General features: G+C 50.7%; 22 protein-coding genes. 19 read left to right on the top strand and 3 right to left on the bottom strand.

Annotation, left to right across the window (positions count from 1 at the left end):
- Positions 1 to 2: 2 nt before the first annotated feature.
- The 17 genes from HP398_RS23905 (at position 3) to HP398_RS23825 (ending at position 14,211) form a co-directional block, all read left to right on the top strand.
- Positions 3 to 1,340: a phage tail sheath subtilisin-like domain-containing protein gene (locus HP398_RS23905; protein WP_173623838.1), complete on the top strand. Its 1,338-nt coding sequence runs from the start codon at positions 3 to 5 to the stop codon at positions 1,338 to 1,340.
- Entirely contained in the window at positions 1,341 to 1,793 is a 453-nt protein-coding gene (locus HP398_RS23900) for a hypothetical protein (protein ID WP_007723453.1), read from the top strand.
- Between the two features lie 14 nt (positions 1,794 to 1,807).
- Positions 1,808 to 2,194, top strand: a complete 387-nt coding sequence (locus HP398_RS23895) for a phage tail assembly chaperone (RefSeq protein WP_173623837.1) — start codon at positions 1,808 to 1,810, stop codon at positions 2,192 to 2,194.
- Between the two features lie 227 nt (positions 2,195 to 2,421).
- Entirely contained in the window at positions 2,422 to 4,626 is a 2,205-nt protein-coding gene (locus HP398_RS23890; RefSeq protein WP_173623836.1) for a hypothetical protein, read from the top strand.
- Positions 4,623 to 5,213, top strand: a complete 591-nt coding sequence (locus tag HP398_RS23885; RefSeq protein ID WP_173623835.1) for a hypothetical protein — start codon at positions 4,623 to 4,625, stop codon at positions 5,211 to 5,213. The genes HP398_RS23890 and HP398_RS23885 overlap by 4 nt, the downstream gene beginning before the upstream one ends.
- 15 nt (positions 5,214 to 5,228) lie before the next feature.
- The gene (locus tag HP398_RS23880) at positions 5,229 to 6,182 is read left to right on the top strand and encodes an XkdQ/YqbQ family protein (protein WP_173623834.1); all 954 of its coding nucleotides are present in this window, start codon (positions 5,229 to 5,231) and stop codon (positions 6,180 to 6,182) included.
- Positions 6,183 to 6,185: 3 nt separating this feature from the next.
- Entirely contained in the window at positions 6,186 to 6,434 is a 249-nt protein-coding gene (locus tag HP398_RS23875) for a hypothetical protein (protein WP_069851855.1), read from the top strand.
- A complete protein-coding gene (locus HP398_RS23870) occupies positions 6,434 to 6,868 on the top strand; it encodes a DUF2634 domain-containing protein (protein ID WP_173623833.1) in 435 nt (144 codons plus the stop codon). Before HP398_RS23875 ends, HP398_RS23870 begins: the two co-directional genes overlap by 1 nt.
- Positions 6,856 to 7,671 (top strand): baseplate J/gp47 family protein, encoded by an 816-nt coding sequence (locus HP398_RS23865; RefSeq protein ID WP_173623832.1) that lies wholly within the window; start codon positions 6,856 to 6,858, stop codon positions 7,669 to 7,671. The genes HP398_RS23870 and HP398_RS23865 overlap by 13 nt, the downstream gene beginning before the upstream one ends.
- The gene (locus HP398_RS23860) at positions 7,668 to 8,240 is read left to right on the top strand and encodes a putative phage tail protein (protein ID WP_173623831.1); all 573 of its coding nucleotides are present in this window, start codon (positions 7,668 to 7,670) and stop codon (positions 8,238 to 8,240) included. The genes HP398_RS23865 and HP398_RS23860 overlap by 4 nt, the downstream gene beginning before the upstream one ends.
- Positions 8,237 to 8,554: a hypothetical protein gene (locus HP398_RS23855; RefSeq protein WP_173623830.1), complete on the top strand. Its 318-nt coding sequence runs from the start codon at positions 8,237 to 8,239 to the stop codon at positions 8,552 to 8,554. Before HP398_RS23860 ends, HP398_RS23855 begins: the two co-directional genes overlap by 4 nt.
- Positions 8,555 to 8,827, top strand: a complete 273-nt coding sequence (locus HP398_RS23850) for a hypothetical protein (protein WP_173623829.1) — start codon at positions 8,555 to 8,557, stop codon at positions 8,825 to 8,827.
- Between the two features lie 119 nt (positions 8,828 to 8,946).
- Positions 8,947 to 12,489, top strand: coding sequence for a DNRLRE domain-containing protein (locus tag HP398_RS23845; protein WP_173623828.1), 3,543 nt, complete (start codon positions 8,947 to 8,949; stop codon positions 12,487 to 12,489).
- Positions 12,486 to 12,683 (top strand): XkdW family protein, encoded by a 198-nt coding sequence (locus HP398_RS23840; RefSeq protein ID WP_217368853.1) that lies wholly within the window; start codon positions 12,486 to 12,488, stop codon positions 12,681 to 12,683. Before HP398_RS23845 ends, HP398_RS23840 begins: the two co-directional genes overlap by 4 nt.
- Positions 12,683 to 12,820, top strand: coding sequence for an XkdX family protein (locus tag HP398_RS23835; RefSeq protein WP_173623827.1), 138 nt, complete (start codon positions 12,683 to 12,685; stop codon positions 12,818 to 12,820). The genes HP398_RS23840 and HP398_RS23835 overlap by 1 nt, the downstream gene beginning before the upstream one ends.
- A gap of 92 nt (positions 12,821 to 12,912) precedes the next feature.
- Positions 12,913 to 13,368, top strand: a complete 456-nt coding sequence (locus tag HP398_RS23830; RefSeq protein ID WP_173623826.1) for a phage holin family protein — start codon at positions 12,913 to 12,915, stop codon at positions 13,366 to 13,368.
- A 6-nt stretch (positions 13,369 to 13,374) separates the two neighbouring features.
- Positions 13,375 to 14,211, top strand: coding sequence for an N-acetylmuramoyl-L-alanine amidase (locus tag HP398_RS23825; protein WP_173623825.1), 837 nt, complete (start codon positions 13,375 to 13,377; stop codon positions 14,209 to 14,211).
- A gap of 45 nt (positions 14,212 to 14,256) precedes the next feature.
- Here the strand turns inward: HP398_RS23825 and HP398_RS23820 are convergent, their stop codons facing one another.
- The 3 genes from HP398_RS23820 to HP398_RS23810 all read right to left on the bottom strand — a co-directional run bounded on the left by HP398_RS23820 (position 14,257) and on the right by HP398_RS23810 (position 17,058).
- Positions 14,257 to 14,760 (bottom strand): S4 domain-containing protein, encoded by a 504-nt coding sequence (locus HP398_RS23820; protein WP_173623824.1) that lies wholly within the window; start codon positions 14,758 to 14,760, stop codon positions 14,257 to 14,259.
- A gap of 313 nt (positions 14,761 to 15,073) precedes the next feature.
- A complete protein-coding gene (locus tag HP398_RS23815; RefSeq protein WP_017251837.1) occupies positions 15,074 to 15,958 on the bottom strand; it encodes a hypothetical protein in 885 nt (294 codons plus the stop codon).
- Positions 15,955 to 17,058 (bottom strand): glycosyltransferase family 2 protein, encoded by a 1,104-nt coding sequence (locus tag HP398_RS23810; protein WP_173623823.1) that lies wholly within the window; start codon positions 17,056 to 17,058, stop codon positions 15,955 to 15,957. Before HP398_RS23810 ends, HP398_RS23815 begins: the two co-directional genes overlap by 4 nt.
- 150 nt (positions 17,059 to 17,208) lie before the next feature.
- Here HP398_RS23810 and HP398_RS23805 point away from each other — a divergent pair, with 150 nt between their 5' ends.
- On the top strand, positions 17,209 to 18,297 hold the full coding sequence (locus HP398_RS23805; protein WP_017251839.1) for a glycosyltransferase family 2 protein: 1,089 nt from the start codon (positions 17,209 to 17,211) through the stop codon (positions 18,295 to 18,297).
- A gap of 443 nt (positions 18,298 to 18,740) precedes the next feature.
- The gene (locus HP398_RS23800; protein WP_173623822.1) at positions 18,741 to 24,212 is read left to right on the top strand and encodes an alpha-helical endospore appendage domain-containing protein; all 5,472 of its coding nucleotides are present in this window, start codon (positions 18,741 to 18,743) and stop codon (positions 24,210 to 24,212) included.
- The last annotated feature ends 25 nt before the right edge of the window (positions 24,213 to 24,237 follow it).

Below are 24,237 nucleotides of genomic sequence, written 5' to 3'. Positions count from 1 at the left end.
GCATGACCATTCAACGTGAACGTCCGGGTGTAACGGTCGAATTAATCGCAAAAGCAAAAGAACGTGTAGTACCGAAGAGCGGTGTCGTACTGGTGCCGTATCAAGCAGAGTGGGGTGCTCCAGATGAGCTGGTGAAGCTGGGTAGCTTTGAGGAGCGACTTGCTCAGACATTTGGCAAGGTCGATACCGTGGAGCTGGCAGCAGAAGGCGGCGCGACGATTCTCGCGTACCGCATGACGAATGGCACGGCCACAAAAGCAGCGTATGAGCAAGCCGATGCGATCAGAGTCGAGGCTCTGTATCCAGGCTTGGTGGGTAACGAGCTGAAGGTTGTCATTACGGCCTCAACGTCCGAGCCAGGCAAAAAAGAACTCCAAGTATCAGGCCCGCTGCAAACCGAGAAGTTTTCGTTTGCGGATGCGAATGAGCTGGTAGCGAAAACGAGCCAATCAAACTATGTGCGTGTGAAAAAGCTGGGCGAGACTGCCGTTACAATCGTGCCAGAAACAGCGCTGACAGGAGCGAAAAGTGGCACAGTAGCGCTGACACCAGCTGACTCGACTAAGCTGTTCATGGCGGTTTCCGGTGCTGATTTTGACACGATGTATCTGCCTTTTGACGATGCGGCTGTACAAGCGGCAGCGAAGCAATTCATGAACGATCGTCGCACGCAAAACAAGAAGCTCAGCACGCTGGTGATCGGCGGCAAGGCAGCGGATGACGAGAACATGGCGAAGCACATCGAGCGTTCTGTGGCACAAAATGCCCGTTTTGTCGTGAATAGTGCCATTGCTGGTCAACACAACAACGGAAAAGTATACGGCAGCCTGGAGTGGGCCGCATGGGTAGCGGGTATGATTGCAGCAACTCCTGCGCATGAATCGCTGACAGCCGTCGTCGTTCCGTTGAAAAAAGCGCACAAGGATTGGGGCCACACCGATATTTTGAGTGCGCTCGGCTCTGGTACGCTGATCGCAACTCGCGACGGAGATGTGTACATTATCGAGAGCGCCGTCAATACGCTGGCTGTTCTGGGTACGCATGAGCGCGAGGACTACGGCAAAATCCGCGTCAGCATGACGCTGGATCAGATCGTCAACGACATTAGCCAAGTCGGCAAGAAATACAAAGGCAAGCTCGGCAACAACGATTTGGGCGGCGCAGTGTTTGTCTCTGCCGTCAACGCGTACATGACCGTCCGCGAACAGCAGGGCGCGATTGATACAGGCTGGACGTTTACGGATCAAAAGAACGGCATCGGTGATCGCCGTGGCTTCCTCTTGTCTGCGAAACCGCTTGATGCCATCGAATACTTTGACATTGACTGGGAGGTGCTGTAATTGGCTATTGCACGCGATATTAAACTGAAGAACTGCCAAATTTACGATGAAAACGGAGACCCGATCTTCGGTACCTTGGAAGGAAAAATGGTCCTCAAGGTAGAGTACGGCGATACGAATCGTCTGCAAAAAGGAAAAATCCAGACCGTCAACGACTGGCATGTAGAAGTGACATTGAAAATTACCGCAACCAACGCTGCGCTGAAATACTACTGCGTCGATCAATTGACGCAAGGCAAGACCCCAGTCCTCCCATTCCTGATCGGCGAGACGCTGGACAAGGAAGCAGGCAACTCCGAACGCGTCCGCATTTCCAATATCGTGCTGAACCCAGACGAAATTACGCTGTGGGAAGCAAAAGCAGACGGCAACGATCACGCGACCTACGACCTGAAAGGGATGTCCATCGAAAAGCCAGACTACCTGGATGAATTGCCAACTTACACCGAATAGGAGAGTGCTTGCATATGAACAAAAACAAACTCGAGAAATTTTTGGCCAAAGCCAATGAACAAACTTCGCGAAAAGAAATCACCGTAACCATCGACGGTGACGAATGGAAGGTTCGCCAACTGAATTTGTCCGAGCTGCGCGAGTGCGAACGAATGGCTGACAAAGGCGAGAAAACGGATTGGTTCCTGTACAACGATGCCCGATTGGTGAAGGCCACTGAGCACGATTTTCCTTGGAATCAGGAAGAGCTCAAGAAAGCGTACAAGGTTGGCACCAAGTATGAGCTCGTCGAGAAAATTTTCCGCGACAATCCAGAGGGATACACCAAGCTGCTCAATGCGGTCCGTGAAGTCAATGCAACCCAGACGGAAGAAGAAGCTATTGAAGAAGCAAAAAACTAATCCGATCTGACGGCGAGGCCTGGCATATTTGCCGTGCCTTTTTAAAAGGCAGAGGCCGCCCGTCGGATCTACTCGAGTACGAAGTCGATTTGTACAAGCAGAAGCTGTTTATTTTTGCTTGTCAGATGATTGAGGCAGAGGATGAGGAAAGGGCTGGGGGGTAGGTCTCCCGGCTTTTTTCGGGTTCTGCTGGGTGTAGACATCTGGGAGGACAAGGAGGTGAAAGAATGGCAGGAACAATGATGGAAACGTTTGATTTAGTAGGTAAATATGACGGTTTCGCAAAAGGACTCCTGGGCTCACTAACTCCCATGATCGAAAAGTCTCTTGGAACAACGCTGAGTTCGGTTGCCCAAGAAGCTCAGGCAACTGAAAGAGAAAAGACGCTTTTTGAAATTGGTGGCAAAGGTAATGAGCAACTCCTGAAGGTAGAAGAGACTTCCATAACCATACGTGAGCTCAATCCTGATATAAAGAAAGATCAAGCATACGTCCTCATCGCCAAAGCCGAACTTGTGCATGCAACCAATGGTTTAAAGTATGCAGAAAAAGCAGGCATGCTGAAAAACACGACGAGGTTTACGGAAGATGAAATCATGAAAATGATGAGCTCCATTGAGTTTTCTACTGGAGTTGATAGTACCGTTAGGCAGTCAAACGCCGTTCAGCATTTAAGCAACTTGGGAGGGGGAGCCGCGACCGGAAAATTTGTGGAATCCATGGCTCACTTCAACCTTCAGAATGGCAAATTACTGAATACGCCTGAAAAAATGGCCGCTACTTTTGTCTCAATGGGAAAGCTTTTGAATGATTTTAAAACGTATGGCGCTTTACAAGAGAATGCAATGAAGATGGCAGACAGTGGTGATCTTGCCACAATCCTTGAGAAGCATTACAAGGCTCAAAATAAGAAGGATGCAAAGGCTAAGGCCGCCCAAGATATAGCAACGCTGAATCGAAGTCTCGCAACGGGGGAGAAAGAAACAATAAATATCGCCCTCGGAAAACTCCTGATGACTTTTTCTAGCATCCAGGATAAGACTTTACAACAACGTGCATTCGATACTTTGACAGGCGATGCCGGAGATGACATGGCGAAGGTTCTGCGAGAAGTAAGAGATATGACTACAGGGGATTTTGTGCCGGAACAGGGGAAAGAGAGCGAATATAAAGTCGGAAATGCAGCGGTGAATGCACATCAACTGTCTGCACAGAACGATGTTTATTTCAAACCCGGGCAGGCACAAGCGATGGCGAGAAACGAGGCCATGGAGATCGCGACTCTGTACGCAGAACAAATGTCTGGGATAAATACAGGGATTTCGAAAGCAGCTGAAGGAGTAATGGGCTCGTTTAACTCTTTGGACGAGTCGATAAAAAGTACTGCGATTTTTACCGGAGGATTACTAATCCTTGGCAGTGCTCTGTACCATATAATATCTCAACTGAGAAAAATCAAAGATCTTCGGACAACCAAAGAAAAGTTTCCTCAAGAAGCGACTGGTGGAAAAGACTGCTGCTGTTGTTGCGATGGCACACAAAGCCCTTCTTCTAAAAAGAAATCAAAGAAAAAAGGTTCTCCGGATCGCCGCCCTCCAACAGGAGAAAAATCTGCTTCGAATAGTGGTGGTCCCCAAGGACAAGCCGGGAAAACAAAAAACAATGCTCCAACAACTTCTACGGCAGGAAAAAAACAACCGGACGCTGGTGGCGGTAATTCGCAAAAAGAAGCAGAGAAAACTGACGGCAAAAACAAAAATCAAAATAGTGCGCCAACTCCCTCTTCTGCAGGAAATCAACCCGGATCAGATAGTGGCGGCAATCATGCTGAGGCTGGTAAAGCTGCCAGCAAAGGTGGCTGGAAACAATTGCTGAAAGGAGGACTCAGAAGGGTTCCTCTTCTGGGAACTTTCTTAGGCGTCACAGCTATTGCAGGCTCAGCGAACAAGCTGGATACTGCAGCACAAGTAGGGGCAGAAGCACTTGGTGGCTGGGGAGGGGCAGCAGCGGGAGCGGCTACTGGAGCAGTTATTGGTTCGGTGTTACCTGGGATTGGTACAGCAATCGGGGGGATAGTTGGTGGTCTTATTGGTGGCATGGGTGGATCAGCGGCGGGTGGAGCCCTATACGATGGGATCAAGTCGTGGTGGCAGAACAAGACTCCTGCGCCATCTGCAGCTATGAAACCAGCAATTCAAGCAGGTCCTCCTGCTCCGAATCACTCGCCTGTTGGTAACTCAACTGGGAATCCGCAGCCTGTCTCCATTGCTATTCCGCAAGTTTCGATTCCACTGCACGTACAAGGCGTACTGCAAGATATCCCGACCATGTTAAAAATGCTCAGCGATCCATCTGTCGCGCAGAGGATCAAGGACATCATCGAGCGCTCCCTGCTGGATGCAATAGAGACGAGGGGAGGGGTAACGACATGATCCGTCTACAAGGCAAATACAGGCTGACGTTTCCGGTAACTCCTGCGGAAATCCAGTTTCGCGGCTATGGCAACGACATCGAAAGCTCGACATCGATTACGTTATTGTCCGGCAATCGCATCTCTTCCAGACGTCCAAAGTCCATCTCTTTTGACTTCATCTTACCTGGAGACAGTACGGCTCCCTATGTCGAGGTGCAAGGCTACCAAGGGCCTAGACAGTGGCTTGCTGGATTGGATCGCTTAACGGGCTCTGAAGCACTTTTGACTATAGATGAGCTTGATTTGGCTTGGAATGTGCTCATTGGGCCTTGCGACGGCAAATTTCTTGGAAAAAACGTCGATTTTCACGGCTCGATTGAGCTACCGTTGTTTGTCAAAGATGAATTCATTACGTGGAGCAATCAGACGCAGCTTCTATCCCCGGGTGCGGTCATCACGCGACAGCAGCCAGCTCGTCCGAATACGAGCGGGAAGGTAGCAAAGAAGACGCAGAAGCAGCAAGCGGCCCCACGGATAGACAGTAAAAGGTTGGAAGACAGGAAAAGAGAGATTCACGAAAAGCTAGAAAGAGAAAATAGAATGTAACGGAGGGCAGACGAAATGAAAGTCATTTACGGAAAAGAACAGACCCGCTATGACCTGACCCCAGCCGTTACCGAGCTTTCCTGGTCCTCGGCCAGAGGACAAATCGCCCAAAATTGTGATGTGAGAATCAAGGAAGGCCCGCCGTTGCAATCGGCGGGTTTTTTGATGCTCTTTACGGGTGCAGAGCTCAAGGAATCCCAGCAGCTTTTCCATGGTCCACTCGTTCGTTTTGACCGAGACGATCGAACAGGCGATCTATCGGCCACAGCATACGAACTTGGCTGGTATTTGCAAAAAAACGAAATCTCCAGACTCAAGCTGGATGGAGATGCAGGGACAGAGCTTGCACGAATCATCAAGTCGGCAGGTATCCATTTTAGCTGCCCGGCGTTCGGCTTTACGGTGAAGGAGAGAATCTCGTCCCAATCATACACGTCTCTCTTTACTTCGCTAACCGAGCAAGCGTACGAAAAGACAGGCATCCGCTATTTCGTGCAATACCAGCGAGACAAACTGACGGTACTCCCCGAGGGGAAAAACAGCATCATCCCGATGTTCAAGGCGAGCTTGCTCACAAGCAGCTCGACGGGAGAGAGTATCGAGGATGTATACACCGTTGTGACAGTGGAGCGTTACCGGGATGATCGGGTCGTGAGCAGTGCAACGAAATCAAATGATAGCCTGGTCAAACAAATAGGACGCATGCAAAAAGTCATCGATGCAGGAGAGGACAAAAACGTGGCCGGATTGGCAGCCAAGCAACTCGCGGAGTTGTCCAAAATCCCCAAGACAAGGTCCATTTCGGTTAGGCACGAGGATGAAAATGCAGCAAGGCTGCGTGCGGGCTGGCTCATCAAGATTATGGAAAAAGACAATAAAACTATTACAGATTGGATCGTCACTAGCTGCCAAGCGCGTTGGCAGGGCGGTCAATACACAATGGATCTCCAATTGGAAAGGAGGACGTAAGAGATGCATTCGGTTATCGCAAAACTGCGAGGGCACGCACAGGACGGCATCGAGAATACGCAAGGGGAATTCGGCAAACTTTTGTCGTTCTCGCCCTTGTCTGTAAAGCTCGACGAGGACCCGACACCCTTGGAGCCGTATGAGCTGTCGGCATTGCGTTCTGCCCAATTAAAGCCAGAAGATGTGGGCAAAAAAGTAGCCCTGTTGCGATGCACCAACGAGCAATACCTCCTGCTTGGGGTGGTGGAATGATGTTTCCGCAGTTGCAAGGGAGAGAAGAGATATTGGCGCAAGGAACCGAACTGCCGATTCCGTGGACATATCGGTTCGATTGGGAAACGAAGCAGTTGAGGCAGGGACCAGACGGCAGATATTTGCGCACCAAGACATACGTGGAGTACTTGGAGGAGACGGTGAAAAAGATCCTCCATACACGGCGGTTTCGCTATGCGATCTATTCGGAGCGGTATGGTGTGGATTTTTTGTCTGGCAAAGGGCGAATGCAGTCTGCGCTGTCCTTGTCTGTGATTAAGGCACAGGTGCAAGAAGCGTTGGAGGCGCACAGTGAGATTGAGCATGCGGAGGTGCTCGATATCTGCTTTGAGGGAAATCGGGTTATTTTGCATGTGGAGATTACCGGGATGCGTGGTTCGACGAGAATGGAGGTGGATGCATGGCAACGTTAGAGAAGCCGGAGATGCCGATACTTCGGGAGACGCCGGACCAGATTTATCAACGGATGGCGAACCGGATGGAAAAATTGGCTGAGCAGCGCGGGAATACGCCGCCTGCTACGGAGGAAGGGGAAATCTACTATGATCTGGGCTACCCGATTGCGGAGGAAATCAGCGATCAGCAGCAGCTTTTGGAATATGGATTTCTACAGAGATTCCTTCCTTGGGCGGACGGAGAGTTTTTGGATGCAATCGGCGTATTCTTTGGACTGCAAAGGAATGTGGCAGAAGAGGACGATGTCTACAGACAAAGGCTGATCGACAGGGCTCGAACAGAAGAAGGGGACGGACGCAGGCAAGACTATGAACGCTGGACCCGAAATGTTGAGGGTGTAGGGGGAGCAGTCGCCGTCGAGAAAGCACGACACGATTTGTCTATTGATGTGTACATTACGGACTTGGCTGGTCAGCCAGCTACACCTGCGCTGGCACAACAAGTACGGACGAAGCTGGAAGACAAGCGACGCGCGCTGCACGATCTCCAAATCCATCCTGCAAAAGTGTTTCCGGTAGCCGTAAATGTGAAAGTAATTACGCGTCCAGATGGAGATTTGGCAAAGATTCAAGAACAGATCATCAAGCAAATCCAAACCTATTTAAAAGGGCGTTCGCAGATCGTATACCAGCAGATCGGTGCGCTCTTTTTCGTGGATGGCGTGACGGATTTTACAGGCTACACCTTAAACGGTGCGGAATTGAATTTGTCGGTGCCTGCTGACTCTGTATCGACACTAACCATGGTGGTGACCACATGATACCTGAGCGTTATAGACGCATGTTACCACCGCAGTGGTACGAGAATGACATGGCAGAGTACCATTTCGAAGGTTCCGCAGCAGCAATCGACTCTTTTGATACGCAACGCGAAGACATCCTACAGCAGTTTAGCCCATGGTCAGCTACCTGGGGGCTGGATGTCTGGGATTGGATTTATTTCGGGAGAAAGCAATTGCTGAGTGTTGAGGAACGGAGAAAGAATATCATGCAAAAGCACTGGTCGTATCTTGGATTTACTCCAAGCGTGCTGCGTGCAATTGGTTTGAGTTCATCCGCATTTCAACAAGTCCAGATGGTCGAAGATTTCGAGAAGAAAGTCATTCGCTACGTTTATCCGATGGAGGATCGATTTGATACAAAGAACGCTGTTCAAGCAGTGGAGAGGATCAGACCAGTACATTGTAATGGTGTTGCCTTTGAACCTGTTGTGTCGGAGAAGATCGAGCTGCGAGATGTCTTAGTGGTTGGGATTAAGGAGTACCACAAGGTCAGTGAATTTCGTGTAGGGATGACACCAATAAAGCGCTACGAGGAGGTCGTGAAATGATCCTGCCAAGCTATCTTCAAACTGTTCGGAATGACTTGCTGGCTAGGGTGTCGGGCGGCGACATTTTGATAAACGGCTCAGTTTCAGTGCCTGTACAGGCCGTGGAGATTGCTTCGCATCCGACTACGGGCACACAAGACGGAATTGCATTACAGGTATCTGCCCAGCATGTAACCAGCGTGCCAGTCATCACGGATGTGAAATTGCGGACAAAAACTGGAGCCGTGGTTGCCGAAAAGACAGGAGCCTTTGAAATGAATGAGGCGCAGTTTGTAAACCTTACCTTTGTTATTGAAGCACGAGGAGGGATGTAAGTGTCGTACAACGCCAAGACCGATTGGAAACACGATGATCCAGTTACCGAACACGATATAAACCGTTGGGAATGTGGGATTGCTGATGCTGACGCAGAGCTCGCTGTGCTCAAAGCGGATGTCTCGAACTTGAAAGTGCGGGTGAATACGATCGAATCCACCTTGCCGGACGGATTTGTACACAACAATTTTAACGATGATTTGTCCACTATCAGCTCAATTAGGATTATTCGGGGCTACTACAACGAGGCACAGAGTCGGTTGGAGGTTTAGATGGGAGATACAGGAACGTGTCGCAATAACGGACATACGTACCAGTTCCTTCTGACGCGATATTGCGACACGATAGAGGTCAGAAATCTTGTTGGTGACTTACAAAGGAGTGATATTTAGTGCCTCGCGTAGAAATAAACTGGAATGACTATTTGTTCGCTGCCGACATAAGTAGCAAAGAGCCTACTACTACGATGGTTGACCGCAGCAACATGTTATTAGATGGCGGACCTGACATCCGTAGGATATTGTTTAATAGCAATTTCGGCAAGGTTCCTAACAACGCGATAATTGACAAAGCGACAATTAAGTTGATGCAATACAACGGATACGCCGGAGGTCATATAGCCGCGCACAGATTAGACCAAGCTATTCCACAAAGGGTAACTTGGGACACGTCCCCACGGTATAACCCAACTCCGGCAACCAGAACCGCGGGAATAGCAGGGAGTTATGTGTATCAAGAGGTTGACGTTACGCCAATTGTCCAAGAGTTCGTGGACAATAGATATCCGAATTACGGAATCATGCTCAAGAACGAGAGTGAAATACAAACTAACAGTCGGGTAATTTACAGACCCAACGACCCGCAGTCCCACTATCGACCAACCTTGGTCGTTGACTACACAATCCCTTCGACGAACAAGAAACAAGTTGAGCACATTACAACCGATTATGTTTCTCAGGGAGTATCGGGATTTCATGAACACGCTACAAAAATGCCTGACGGAGCAATTGCCGGCGACTACGTATTCGTATACAGTTCTATTAATTATTCCGACGCTACAGCAACACCTGAAAACGGTTGGTCTATACTCACATCGAAAAAAACAAACATGGGTTTTTCTATTTATGTCTTTTATAAAAAGTTGACTGGAAACGACTTACCCTTGAAGTATACGACCGGAGCGCCAGCGAGCACGACGGATATCGGTATGGTATATAGAAATGTAAAGTCTATAAAACATTTCTCGATTGCTTACTACACTGGCACACATGTGTTCTACCCAGAGTTTGACATTGTAACGGACACGGACAATAACCTAATGACCGGGCTTGTTATGGCTAGTAGCAACAGTTATACATTCAATCCTATGTACGCTAGTCAAATGTTTTACAAGAATTTCTTAAATGGATATTCGGTGAACTTAGCAGGAAGGTACTTGTATCAAACGAGAAACTTAAATGCTGGTTCTGCAGGAATGACTACAGGCACGAATACACAAGGGTCATATTTTTCTTTGGTCTTGGAGCCAATGTCCAACACTCCTCCAACTGTCACGCTTACGTTTCCTTCTGATAATCAGACATTGGTGGAAGGTAGCACTTACAAGCTGGAGGGCACCGTATCCGATGCAGACGTTGGAAACGTTCTGTCTGTCAAATATTCCATAGCTGGAGGGCCAACGCAGAGTATACCTGTAGGCACGACTGACGGCGTGAATCTACTGTCGTTTTCCAAGACGCTGACATACTCCCAGGGGCGTTTCTGGGAAGGGCAGAAAGAGGTTTCGGGTTTATTGCCAACGGAGACAACATCTATCCAAGTGTGGGCATACGATGGTTTGGATGATTCTGCCATGGTGAAACGGAACTTCACGATCCAGCAAGAAGATGGCAAACTATATGTTCCAGTGAACGTAGTATCGTCGGCTTTCTTAGTTTCGAAAATGGCTCGGCCTGTCCGGTTGAGCAACGGATGGTTGGTAGGAGCGGTACATCAAAGTGGAACAGCGATAAGAGTATACAAGTCGCAGAATAATGGTAATACATGGTTATCGTTGACTGACGTTACTAACGCGAACCCAGTGAAGTTTGCACTAACATGCAAGGGGACCAGAGTTTATGTACTGACGTTATATAACTCATACACGTCCATTGTTCATTTCGACGTCATAGCACCGCACAATCAACTTGTCACTACTGTCGACACTATGCAAGGTCCTTCCGGTGGTGGTTCTATTTTCACCACCCCAGACGGCACCAACTTATGGTGGGCAACGTCGGGTACAACCGCTATTTATCCATACAGTAATAACATTCGTGCTGGTTCTGTGCCAATTTTGCAGGACGGAACGCTGGGGAAGCCGAGTACTGTTCATCAACTTGGGATTCAAAACAATTCTTCCTCAAATTTAAAAAATCCAACCGTAGCAACTTTACCAAACGGAAGTCCATGTATCATTGTTGACTGGACTAACGCTTCAACATCATTAATCTTTGGATATTACTGGAATGGAACCGCATTCGGAAGTAAATCTATTTTTACTACAAACGTACCCCAAACTCAGTCAAGTCCAGATGTATGTACTACACCAAATGGCAAGCTGCACGTTTCATGGCACGGAACAGACTCCAGCGACACCGTTAACCCATGGATCAGGTACAGTAACTCAGTAGACGGCGCAAACTGGCTACCAACACCCAAGAAGCTCGTTACAGGTAGAAACGCGAGTATCACCAGCGATAAAAACGGCAAGCTGATCATTACCTACGAAGATGGCGGTTACATCAAGCGGATTGAGTCCAGCAACGAGTTCACATCATTCAGCGGTCCGTTTGTGGACGGTAAAGGCACCAATCCAGCAACGTGCTATGACCAGTCCTTCCAAACAGATTTCAGCATTCCATCGACGTTTTATCAAGCGGCTGGCGAGGTAAAATATCGGGGTGTCCTGAACCTCAACAAACGTCCTGTCGTTACACTGGACACGCCTGACAATCAGACTTTGACCGAAAACTCAACTCTCCAAGTAGTGGGTCAGTCAAAAGACGAGGACGCAGGAAACGTAATCACTGTATGGTACAAAATCAATAAAGGACCTGTTCAGGCGGCTGCATCAAGCATATCGGATGGTAGCACACCTATTTTGTTTGACAAAAGTTTGACTTATCGCAACAAGCGGATTTACCTCGTAGATACAGACATCACAGGCGTTGATCTTGCCGAGAACACTGACCATCACCTAATTGTGTGGGCCGAGGACAACAAACAGGGTGAGAGCTTGGAGGTCATTCGGAACTTCAAGGTCGTTTGGAATCGTCCTCCGGTAATCGATGGCGAAGACAAAGAACTCGGCGTTTTCATACAGCCTCCAACGGTGAACTATTCTGCCACCGATCCAGAGGGTAATACTTTCACTTTTAGCGAGTATCTGAACGGGAAACAAATCAGGTCGTTTACGGGTGTGCCAGGGCAGCAGTACACTTTTGAAATCAGCTATGACGCGTGGCTTCGCCTTAAATTAGACGTGCAACATCAAATCAAGATAGTTGCTACTGATAGAGCGGGAATCTCTTCTGAACGGATTTACACATTTACCCGAACAGAATCACATATCGAATTCAAGCTCAACTTCAACAGCCCAGATGTACAGGGGCATTTCATTCTGGACGGTATGCCGCAGCGGGTACTCGTAACGCTGGAGAAGTACATCCCGGAAGGTGCCTCCATCGAAAGTGTAAAGGTCTGCAACAATGCATTGGATGATGTGCCGACATGGGAAGATTGCACGGGCGCTGTAAAGGGGAACCGTGGTTATCTTTTTACGAATAAAACGAAGACTGCTGCAAATTGGGCGATCAATTTATGGGTAGTAATTGCTAAAGGAACAGCAACAGAGCGCGTCAGATTAAATGGTTACGGGGGTGCATTCGATTGATCAAAACACAGAACATAGCTCCGATATCGCAAATCAGGCAAAAACAAGAGCGAGACCCTGTTATGACAATGGGACAGGAGCTCTCCTCAATCAAAATTAGCAACATCCAAAAGGATGAGTTAATCCAAACAATGGGCGAACAGCTAGCCCAAGTTAAGCTTGAGCTCATCCAATTAAAAGGAGGTGCTAAGTGATGGCATTTTGGGAGTTGGCATTTAGCATGAAGTGGGTCACAGCAGATAAGCTGCGATTTGCTGTAAAGACTACATCCAATCCTTTTGGAGAAATCACGCCAGAGGAATTCAAGCAAATTACCAACCAAGATTATTAAACTACAAAAATTTAATACACAGAGAATTTGAGTCAGCCCCGTAACTAACGGGGCTATTTTTGTTCCCCCAAGGGGCGAGGAGGTACGAACTTATGAAACCCCTACACAACCTAGAAAGCATCGCAACCCCAGCAAACGCCTGGGCGACAACAACCGGTGCAATCGTGTCGCCCGCCTTTCACTATCTATACGGCATCAACCGCCAAGACATCCTAATTGTCCTCTTCTTCCTAATCGCTCTCGACTGGATCACAGGCATCTCCGCCGCCAAAAAAGACCAATCCTACTCATCCGACTACGGCCTATCCCGAATCCCACGCACTCTATTCCTCATGGCCCTACCAGCCGTAGCCAACCTCCTAGACCGCGTCATGGGTACACCAGGCTTCTTATTCTACGGCGTCACCTTCGGCCTCATCTACCACACCTGGACAAGCCTGACCGCCAATGCCCACCGCGCAGGCTGGCCGATGCCCAAATCCGTCGAGAAATTAGTCAGTGCCGAAATCAAGGCAAAGGCTGAGCGAGCCAAACGAAAGGAGTCCTAGTAAACTATGAAAATCACCGAGATGCTTCTGACCAACGAAAATTCCCGCCCGAAAAAGAAAATCGTCCCAAAAGGAGTCGTCATCCACTGGACGGCTAACGAACGCAGCGGTGCAAATGCCGCCGCCAACCGAAACTACTTCAACAGACCAACGACAGTCGCGAGCGCACACTACATTGTAGACGACAAACAAATCATTCGCTGTCTGCCCGAGGACGAGATGGGCTACCACGTCGGGGCGAAAACTTATTCACAGGCCGCCTTGACCAAATTGAGCAACTACCCGAACAACTGCACGATTGGGATTGAAATGTGCGTCAATGCAGATGGAAGCTATGAGAAAATGTACGAGCAAACAGTGGCACTGACTGCGGATATCTTGAAACGACATGGCTGGGGAGTCGAGCACCTGTGGCGTCATTACGACATTACGGGGAAAAACTGTCCGGCCTTTTTTGTCGTCAATACGACCGCTCAAACATATACGGGAATGTCAGCGAAGGACGCATGGGCAAAGTTTCAACAGGATGTCCACAGGTTTCTCACAGCTTATCCACAAAAACCACAGCCTGATGTGGATAAGTGCGCAGTTGAGCTGAGACTTACTTCCACTGGAAAATTAATCGATGATGTATCCTATGTACCCATCCGAATGATTGCGGAGGCAGTGGGTGGAGCAGTGGAATGGGAGCCTTCCACGCAAAAAGTGACCGTGAACGGACAGGAAGTCTCCTATGTAAACGACCAGGGAACTACTTTTGCGAAAACAAGAGAGCTGGCTGCCTTACTTGGATTGCAAGTGGAGTGGGACGAGTCGAGAAAAATGGTCGTATTAAAGAAATAAAAGAAAAAGCCGCAGATCCCGTCTGCGACTTTTCTATACATACTTTTACTCAATCAAAATTTGAACGATATCCGCTGCACTCAATACAGCGCTTGGCTTCGTCTCCTGCTCATTCAGACGAATATGCCCGTCCTTGATCTTGCGGACAATCTCACTGCGGCTCCAGCCTTCTATCTGTTCAGACAGCAGCTTGTCGAGTCTGAACCGAGCTTCTGCGCGCTCAATCCGAATCGTCACTTCCTGAACGCCCTTTTCCTGGTATTCATGCAAGGGGAGAGTAGGCAGCGGCGCGATTTCTTCACTAAACTCCGTATCTGGCACCTCCCGATGATCCGTAAAGGCTTTGTAGATGGCTAGCTTTTCGTTCCATGTATGATTTTTTTCGCATTTATAGATAGCGAAGCGATAGATGTTTTTGCCGTTAGCGTTGTGGCGGCGGATGTTGGTATCGAAAAAGAGAACGATTCGCCCGCAATTGCTGCAATGTCGCCGCACTGGCTGATTTTCATGATTTTCACGTAAAACCCACGTATGCTCGATGATATGCATGGTCCTTCACCTCGTGTAAAAAGTGAAAGGAACGCACCTGCTATTTGGATGTCCTGTAGGGCAGGCCTGTTTTTTGGACACAAAAAAACGGAGATTCCCCATAGCGAACCTCCGTTAGGATAAACACCTACAGATTTCGTTACGTTCCTTTGTAATGGGAAAAAAGGGCAGACTGCACCTGTGCGAAAAACAGTTTGTTTTCCGAAGGGCCAGCTATCCAGTTTTTTAGGCCATTACAAAGTAGTTGTTGGCATACGTAGTTACCGTACCTTTCCATCCAAATAGACGTGGAAAGAATATACCATATAATGGTTCAGTTTCCAAGGGGGATTGTATTGTTGACGACAGGCGAGCGAGTGGTTTTGACGCGTAAAGGAGCGGAGCCGTAGATTTGCTTCATCCAGGTTCGCGCTTCCGCAAAGTCACTCTCCCGATAGAGATGAAAAGCGGGATGGTGTGTATCCACAAAAAGGGACAAACCCAAAGCCTGAGCCCGGATGCAGAAATGACGGTCCTCGCCCCAGAAGCTCAGATTTGGAATTTGCTTAAAGCTGACACCAGCCTGCAGCGCTTTTCTGCGAATGAGGGTGCAAGCCCCTAAACCACCTACCTCATATACGCCGGGGACACGGAGTTGTCCGTAGAAAGCGTACTTCCGCAAGTATTGTTCTTCTAAGGAAATTTGTTCATGGCGTGCGCATTCGAATTGGGTGTATTCGTCTTTGAGCCACACCTGTGGGACGGGGACAGTATCTGGTGTCCAGCTCGTCCAGAAGATTTCAGATATGATCTCTTTTTCAGAAGCGAGCAAAACTTCCAAAGTAGTTGGCTGGAGAAGCAAATCCGAATCAATGAGGAAGAGGGCGTCGTAATCATGGAGTTTGGCGCGGGAGATGATTTCGTCCTTGAATCCACCGACCTTCCAGACGAGTGCGTCGCTCCAGTAGTGGGTCGTTTCATCGCATGTGTAAGGATGCAGGCTACCAGCAGCGGGGATAATGTCGACCTGTCCCGTGTGTTTTTCTGCAAAGTTTTGAAGAATTTTGCTCGATAGTGGATCGGTATTGTCATCTACGAACAAATAGTGCAACGTCAAGTTTGAGGTCGATAGCCTTTCTAACGAAAACAAAAACATCCGGAGAACATCTGGTTTCTGACAAACTGGACTTCCGATTAGCACACTTGTTTTCACGCTCATAGCACCACCTCTCGCTTTTGTGCGAAGTGCGAAGCATGCAGGGAGCTTGCTGTGTAATCGTAGACAAGGGATTCATGTGCCTTGCCCATGCGCTCCATGCATCGTCCCAAAAAGTGAAAAGCGTAAAAGCTCCCCATTCCTTGCTCACTAAAATGCTCCCACTGATTGTCCCCGATCTCTAAGCAATACTCGAAAGCCTTTATCGCCTCGGCATACAGACCATGCTCCATCAGGAAAACGCCTTTGTAAAAATGAAGGTCTACGTAATTGGGGTAGATTTGAATAGCTCGTGCAATCCCCGGCCATGCTCCGCGCATACTGCCATGCTGGAAAAGAATATCGAATTTCAGCTTGTAGCAAATAGACGGGGGAGGTTGTTTGGTGGTCAAAAAGCCTTTTATTGCTTGATTCACTAGTGTAAATGCATGCTCCAATTGTTTAGCGCGAAAAAATTCGTTTGCAAGATGGTAATCGCACCATGGGTCTTGTTTGGATTGCTTTCTTTCGTGACGTAAGAGCCTCAAGTTGCGCAAAGCTTTTTGTTTTCGTTGAACGGCAGCTTCCGTATATCCGAGATGGTGGATATGTACAGGTAGCAAAGGGACGGCGAGATCCCTAGAAACGGTGGTCGGCCATTGAAGCACTTCGTGAATGTCTCGCACAAATCGGAACCCTTTTTTGTTACGAAATAAGCGGATTTGCCCGGAGAGGAAGGCGGAGTGGTGCGAAGCTTGCACCTTTTGCGATCCAGTGTAATGGATCATTTTCATAAAAAAGGCGTCGCCTTTGCTCGCGCTCACAGCCTGACGAAGCACCCCCGTTTTTTCTTCCTGTACGATTTCATCCGCATCCAGCCATAAAATCCACTCTCCCTTGGCAACCTGCATTCCGGCGTTTCTCGCTTTCGCAAAGCTGTTTTCCCAAGGAATCTCCAGAACTTTCGCTCCGTATTTCCGACAAATATCCTGTGTACCATCGGTTGATCCTGTATCGACAACAATGATCTCGTCTACCACCATATGCACGCTGGACAGACAAGCTTCGATCTGGTCTGCTTCGTCTTTGACGATCATGCATAGGGAAAGGAGAGGCGGGCTCATTCGGATGATCACCTTCTTTTCGGTGTTGTCAGAACATATTGTTACACCATATTCGTGCGAGGTGATGGTTATGAAAGTACGGATACATAAAGGGGGAAGGAAGGAAATAGGATGTTGAGAAAATGATTTTCTGGGGAGGGGGCGATCTGCATGTTCACGGTTAGCTTGTGCATGATCGTTCGGGATGAGGAAGAATCACTCGGTCGATGCTTGTCGACGGTCTACGATTTGGTGGATGAAATCATCATTGTGGATACAGGGTCGACCGATCGAACCAAAGAAATTGCATTGACCTATGGTGCACATCTGTTTGATTTTACCTGGGTGGACGATTTTTCAGCAGCTCGTAACTTTGCTTTTGCGCAAGCCAAGATGACGTACATTTTTTGGCTGGATGCGGATGATGTGCTTTTGGAAGTGGATCGGGAACGATTTGCAGCACTGAAGGCCTTGGACAATTTTGATTACGACAGTGTCTCGATGCCGTACCACTTAATGGTAGATGAGCGAGGGAAGCCCGTTCACTATTTGCGAAGAAATCGCCTCGTCAGACGGAAGTGTAACTTTGTTTGGCATGGGGCGGTCCATGAGTATTTGGCTGTCGCGGGGGAAATTCTGCACAGTGAAATCGCCATTACTCACGAAAAAAATAAGCCGTATACAGACCGGAATTTGCAAATCTATGTAAGGCGCAAGGAAGAAGGCGAAGTTTTTGATCCGCGTGACCAATTTTATTTTGCAAATGAATTGTTCGATCATGCGAGGTACGAAGAGGCGGCTGAGCAGTATCAGTTGTTTTTGGACGGAGGTTTGGGTTGGATCGAGGATCAAATATGGGCGTGTCAGAAGCAGTCAGAGTGTTACGCTCACTTGAAGCAACCTGAAAAACAGATTCAATCTTTGACCAAGACACTCGCGATTGACCTTCCGCGTGCGGAGATTTGCTGCAGGATGGGGGCTTTTTTTGTGGAGAAGCAGGATTTCCCGAAGGCCATTTATTGGTACCGGCAAGCGACATTATTGGAGCGGCCACAAGGTTCCATGGGGAAGGTAGATGAATCAGCATGGACGTGGCTGCCGCATATACAACTATGCTACTGCTACGATCGGATCGGGGATCAACGAAAGGCAAAAATTCATCACGACATGGCAAAGCTGTATTACCCGACGCATCCAAGTGTAGCGTACAACGAAGCTTATTTTGCAAAACTGGAGCAACTGGATTGGGTAGAACAGTAGATGGCTATACTCCTTCTTGGTTGTAGGTATTGTATTTGGAAAATTGTTATTTGCACGGGTCTTCTCTACAAAAATGGAATCGATCCCCGTTGATTAAAGAAGGAGATTCTCCATCCGTTACTGGTAAGAGCTGCATGTCAGTTTGTTGGAATCCCTTTTTAGATTAAGGGGGATGGCTTCTTTTTTGGAGGAAGAGGATGAATGAAAACAAAGACCCCGTTTATGGTTTCGTAAAGCACTTCAATAACGATTACTCCTCGTATTGATTCCTCTAATGAATGAGCAACGGTTTCCTTTCTCCTTCTATTTTCTCGTAGTTGTCTGTAAGTGACGTTCTTTTTGTCCAATACTTTTTCAGGTGATTGGGAAAACAGTATGCCACGGCTTCTTGTGTAACAACTCATGAGGGAGGGGAAACATCCTTTTCAAAGAGGAGGAGAATCATGTCATTTCCAAATATACCGAATATCACCCCGACTATTCAGATAGGGCGTGACGATGCGCTCAATTTAATGTTGTCTTCTTTAGCTATGGAAGAGTTGGGGCTTAGTCATATTTTAAATGCGGAAGCTGAAAAAATTCAGTATGCACTCGGGACAATTCCCGGGCTATCTGGACCAGGAGCCACCATTTCGGATTTGCTCGCGTTAAACAAGAGTGTGCGGGACATGCTCGAAGCAACGACAAAGCAAGACCTGCTTTTGCAACAGAAGCTGGAAGCGGTGCTGGATGCTTCTGAATGTCCGGTAAAGAGGGTTACGGGGCCAACAGGGCCAACTGGACCGACGGGAGCAACTGGAGCAACTGGAGCAACAGGAGTTAGTGGACCGAGGGGACCAAGCGGAGCTACCGGGGCGAGAGGTCCGACGGGAGAGACTGGAACCACCGGAACCACGGGAGTAACTGGAGAGACCGGGGCAGCCGGAGAGACAGGAGCCACCGGAGCAACAGGAGAGACGGGGGCAACGGGAGCGTCCGGTTCAACTGGATCAACCGGAGCCACTGGAACCACGGGAGCGACTGGAGTAACGGGATCAACTGGAACCACCGGATCAACGGGAGGTACTGGAGCCACTGGAACCACCGGAGCGACTGGAGAAACCGGATCAACTGGACCGACGGGATCGACTGGATCGACTGGGGCAACGGGAGAGACCGGAGCAACTGGAACGACTGGATCCACCGGAGCGACTGGAACAACAGGAGAAACGGGAACAGCGGGAGCGACCGGATCAACCGGATCAAGGGGAGAGACCGGAGAGACCGGAACAACTGGAGAGACCGGAGTAACTGGAGCGACTGGAGCAACGGGAACAGCGGGAGTGACCGGAGAGACCGGAGCCACTGGAGAAACGGGAACAACGGGAGAGACCGGAGCCATCGGATCAACAGGAGAGACCGGATCAAGTGGAACGACTGGAGCAACAGGAGCTACCGGATCAACTGGTGCCACCGGACCAACGGGAACCACTGGATCAACCGGAGAGACCGGAGTAACTGGAGCGACTGGAGCAACGGGAACAGCGGGAGTGACCGGAGAGACCGGAGCCACTGGAGAAACGGGAACAACGGGAGCGACCGGAGCCACCGGATCAACAGGAGAGACCGGATCAAGTGGAACGACTGGAGCAACAGGAGAGACGGGAGCGACCGGAGCGACCGGATCAACCGGAGCAACGGGAGCGACTGGAGAAACCGGAACCACCGGAGCAACGGGAGCGACTGGAGAAACCGGAACCACTGGAGCTACCGGATCAACGGGATCAACTGGAACCACCGGAGCCACTGGAGCGACTGGAGCCACCGGATCAACTGGAGCAACTGGAGAGACCGGAACCACCGGAACCACCGGAGTGACTGGATCAACCGGAGAGATCGGACCAACCGGAGCAACGGGAACAACTGGAGAGACGGCAGCCACAGGAACGACAGGATCAACGGGAGAGACCGGAGTAACCGGAGCGACTGGATCCACTGGATCCACTGGATCGACTGGAACCACCGGAGTAACGGGAGAGACCGGAACCATCGGAGCTACAGGATCCACGGGATCCACTGGCACCACCGGAGCAACGGGAGCGACTGGATCAACCGGAGAGACCGGAGTCACAGGCGCGACTGGATCCACTGGAGAGACTGGATTAACCGGAGAGACCGGACCAACAGGAGCCACAGGAACGACAGGAGCAACGGGAGCGACTGGAGCCACCGGAGCAACGGGAGAGACCGGAACCACCGGAACCACCGGATCGACTGGATCAACCGGAGCAACTGGATCCACGGGAGAGACCGGATTAACTGGAACCACTGGAACCACTGGAACCACCGGAATGACCGGAACGACCGGAACGACCGGAACGACTGGAATGATTGGAACGACTGGAATGACTGGAGCGACTGGAGAGACTGGAGCGACTGGAGAGACTGGATCGACTGGAACCACCGGAGAGACTGGAGCCACCGGAGAGACCGGATCCACCGGATCGACTGGAGCCACCGGAGCCACTGGAGCCACTGGAGAGACCGGATCCACTGGAGAGACCGGATCCACTGGAGAGACCGGTCCAACAGGAGCCACAGGAACAACTGGAGCAACGGGAACCACGGGATCAACCGGATCAACAGGAGAGACCGGAACCACGGGAGCGACCGGAGTAACCGGAACCACTGGAACCACTGGAACCACTGGAACCACTGGAACCACTGGAACCACTGGAACCACTGGAACCACTGGAACCACTGGAACCACTGGAACAACCGGAACGACTGGAACGACTGGAGCGACTGGAGCGACTGGAACGACCGGAGCAACCGGATCAACCGGAGTGACTGGATCACCGGGATCACCGGGATCAACAGGAGCAACTGGAACTACGGGATCAACCGGAGTGACTGGGGCAACGGGAGAGACCGGAGTAACTGGAGCAACTGGAACCACCGGAGCAACGGGAGAGACTGGATCAACCGGAGCCACTGGAGAGACTGGAGCCACTGGAGAGACTGGTGCAACTGGTGCAACTGGAACAACGGGAGCGACTGGGACAACTGGAGTGACGGGGGCAACAGGAGAGACCGGAGCTACCGGATCAACTGGTGCCACCGGACCAACGGGAACCACTGGATCCACCGGAGAGACCGGAGTAACTGGAGCGACTGGAGCGACTGGAACAACTGGAGAAACGGGAACAGCGGGAGCGACCGGAGCCACCGGATCAACAGGAGAGACCGGATCAAGTGGAACGACTGGAGCAACAGGAGAGACGGGAACCACTGGATCCACCGGAGTAACCGGATCAACCGGAGCGACTGGAACCACTGGAGCAACAGGAGAGACCGGATCAACAGGATCAACAGGAGCCACTGGAACCACGGGAGAGACTGGATCAACAGGATCAACAGGAGCCACTGGAACCACGGGAGAGACTGGATCAACAGGATCAACAGGATCAACAGGAACAACAGGAACAACAGGAACAACAGGAACAACAGGAACAACAGGAACAACAGGAACCACCGGATCAACCGGAGAGATCGGACCAACCGGAGCAAGGGGAGAGACCGGAGTAACGGGAGCGACCGGAACCACCGGAGCTACAGGATCCACGGGAGCAACTGGAACAACCGGAGCCACCGGATCAACGGGAGAGATCGGAGCTACTGGATCCACTGGAGAGACCGGAACGACCGGAACGACTGGAACAACCGGAGCCACCGGAACGACTGGAACCACCGGATCAACGGGAGAGACCGGAACCACAGGAGAGCTTGGAACGACCGGAACGACTGGAACGACTGGAACGACTGGAACGACTGGAACGACTGGAACGACTGGAACGACTGGATCCACTGGAGAGACTGGAACCACCGGAGAGACCGGAGCAACCGGAGCAACCGGGGTAACTGGATCAAGTGGAGAGACCGGACCAACCGGAGCCACGGGAACAACTGGAGAGACGGCAGCCACAGGAACGACAGGAGCCACTGGAGCGACTGGTGCCACCGGATCAACGGGAGAGACTGGTCCAACAGGAGCCACAGGAACAACTGGAGCAACGGGAACCACGGGAACCACGGGATCAACCGGATCAACAGGAGAGACCGGAACCACGGGAGAGACCGGAACCACTGGAACAACCGGAACAACCGGAACGACTGGAGCGACTGGAGCGACGGGAATAACCGGAGAGATCGGATCGACTGGAGCCACCGGAACCACCGGAGCCACGGGAACAACTGGAGAGACTGGATTAACCGGAGCGACCGGACCAACAGGAGCCACAGGAACGACAGGAGCAACAGGAGCCACAGGAGCCACAGGAACGACAGGAGCAACGGGAGAGACTGGAGCCACCGGAGCCACCGGAGCAACTGGAGCCACCGGAGCAACTGGAACCACCGGAGCCACGGGAGAGACCGGAGTAACCGGAGCGACTGGATCAACTGGAAAGACCGGAACCACGGGAGAGACCGGAGTCACTGGAGAGACTGGATTAACCGGAGAGATCGGACCAACCGGAGCCACGGGAACAACTGGAGAGACGGCAGCCACAGGAACGACAGGATCAACGGGAGAGACCGGAGTAACCGGAGCGACTGGATCCACTGGAGAGACCGGAACCACGGGAGCGACTGGAGCCACCGGAGTGACTGGAGCAACAGGAACTACGGGAGAGACCGGAGTCACTGGAGAGACTGGATTAACCGGAGAGACCGGACCAACCGGAGCCACGGGAACAACTGGAGAGACGGCAGCCACAGGAGCAACTGGAGCGACTGGAGCCACTGGAGCGACTGGGACGACTGGAGCCACTGGAGCGACTGGGACGACTGGAACGACTGGAGTGACTGGAACAACCGGAGCGACCGGAGCGACAGGAGCCACCGGAGCAACTGGGGTAACTGGATCCACTGGAACCACCGGATCAACGGGAGAGACTGGAGCCACGGGAGAGACCGGAGCCACTGGAGAGACTGGATCAACCGGAGAGACCGGACCAACAGGAGCCACGGGAACAACTGGAGCCACCGGATCAACCGGAACGACCGGAGCCACTGGAACCACCGGAGCCACTGGAGCCACGGGAGCCACGGGAGCCACGGGAGCCACGGGAACCACCGGAGCAATGGGAGAGACCGGATCAACCGGAGCCACTGGAACCTCGGGAGCGACCGGAGCAACCGGGTTAACTGGAGCAACCGGAGAGACCGGGTCAACGGGAGTCACGGGAACAACAGGAACAACAGGAACAACAGGAACAACAGGAACAACAGGAACAACAGGAACCACTGGAGCGACTGGAGCAACTGGATCAACCGGAACGACGGGAACGACTGGGACAACAGGAGCGACTGGAACGACTGGAACGACCGGAACGACTGGAGCGACCGGAGCCACCGGAGCGACCGGAGCCACGGGAACGACTGGAACGACTGGAACGACTGGAACGACTGGAACGACCGGAGCCACCGGAGAGACCGGCCCCACAGGAGCGACAGGTACAGTCTTCACCAACATCAACGCCTTCGGGGCCAACACCTCAGGAGCTCTCATAGCAGTAGTCCTAGGAGGAACGAATATCCCTCTACCGAACAACCAGGTGTTAGCAGGTGGCATTACGGTGAATATGGCCAATACGGTATTTACAGTTCCGTCTGCAGGCAACTATTTAATTTCGTATTCCATTAATACAACAGCTGCCTTACTGGTTAGCTCGAGGATCTTGATAAATGGGACGCCATACACGCCAACTATCATCGCACCAGCTGTATCACTTTCATCGTTCAATAATACCGTCATCGCCCCTCTCACCGCTGGAGCCACAATCACGCTGCAACTGTTTGGATTATTGGGATCAGCTACCCTTCTGACAGGGGCTGGAGCGACCTTGACGATTATAAAAATAAGTAATACGTAGTATGCAAAAGGAGCTACGATGACAA

Origin of the sequence: Brevibacillus sp. HB1.4B (assembly GCF_013284285.1) — a bacterium.
In the GTDB taxonomy this organism is placed as follows: domain Bacteria; phylum Bacillota; class Bacilli; order Brevibacillales; family Brevibacillaceae; genus Brevibacillus; species Brevibacillus porteri.
Note: the sequence above shows the minus strand (reverse complement) of the source record. Positions and strands in the feature narration are given on the sequence as shown.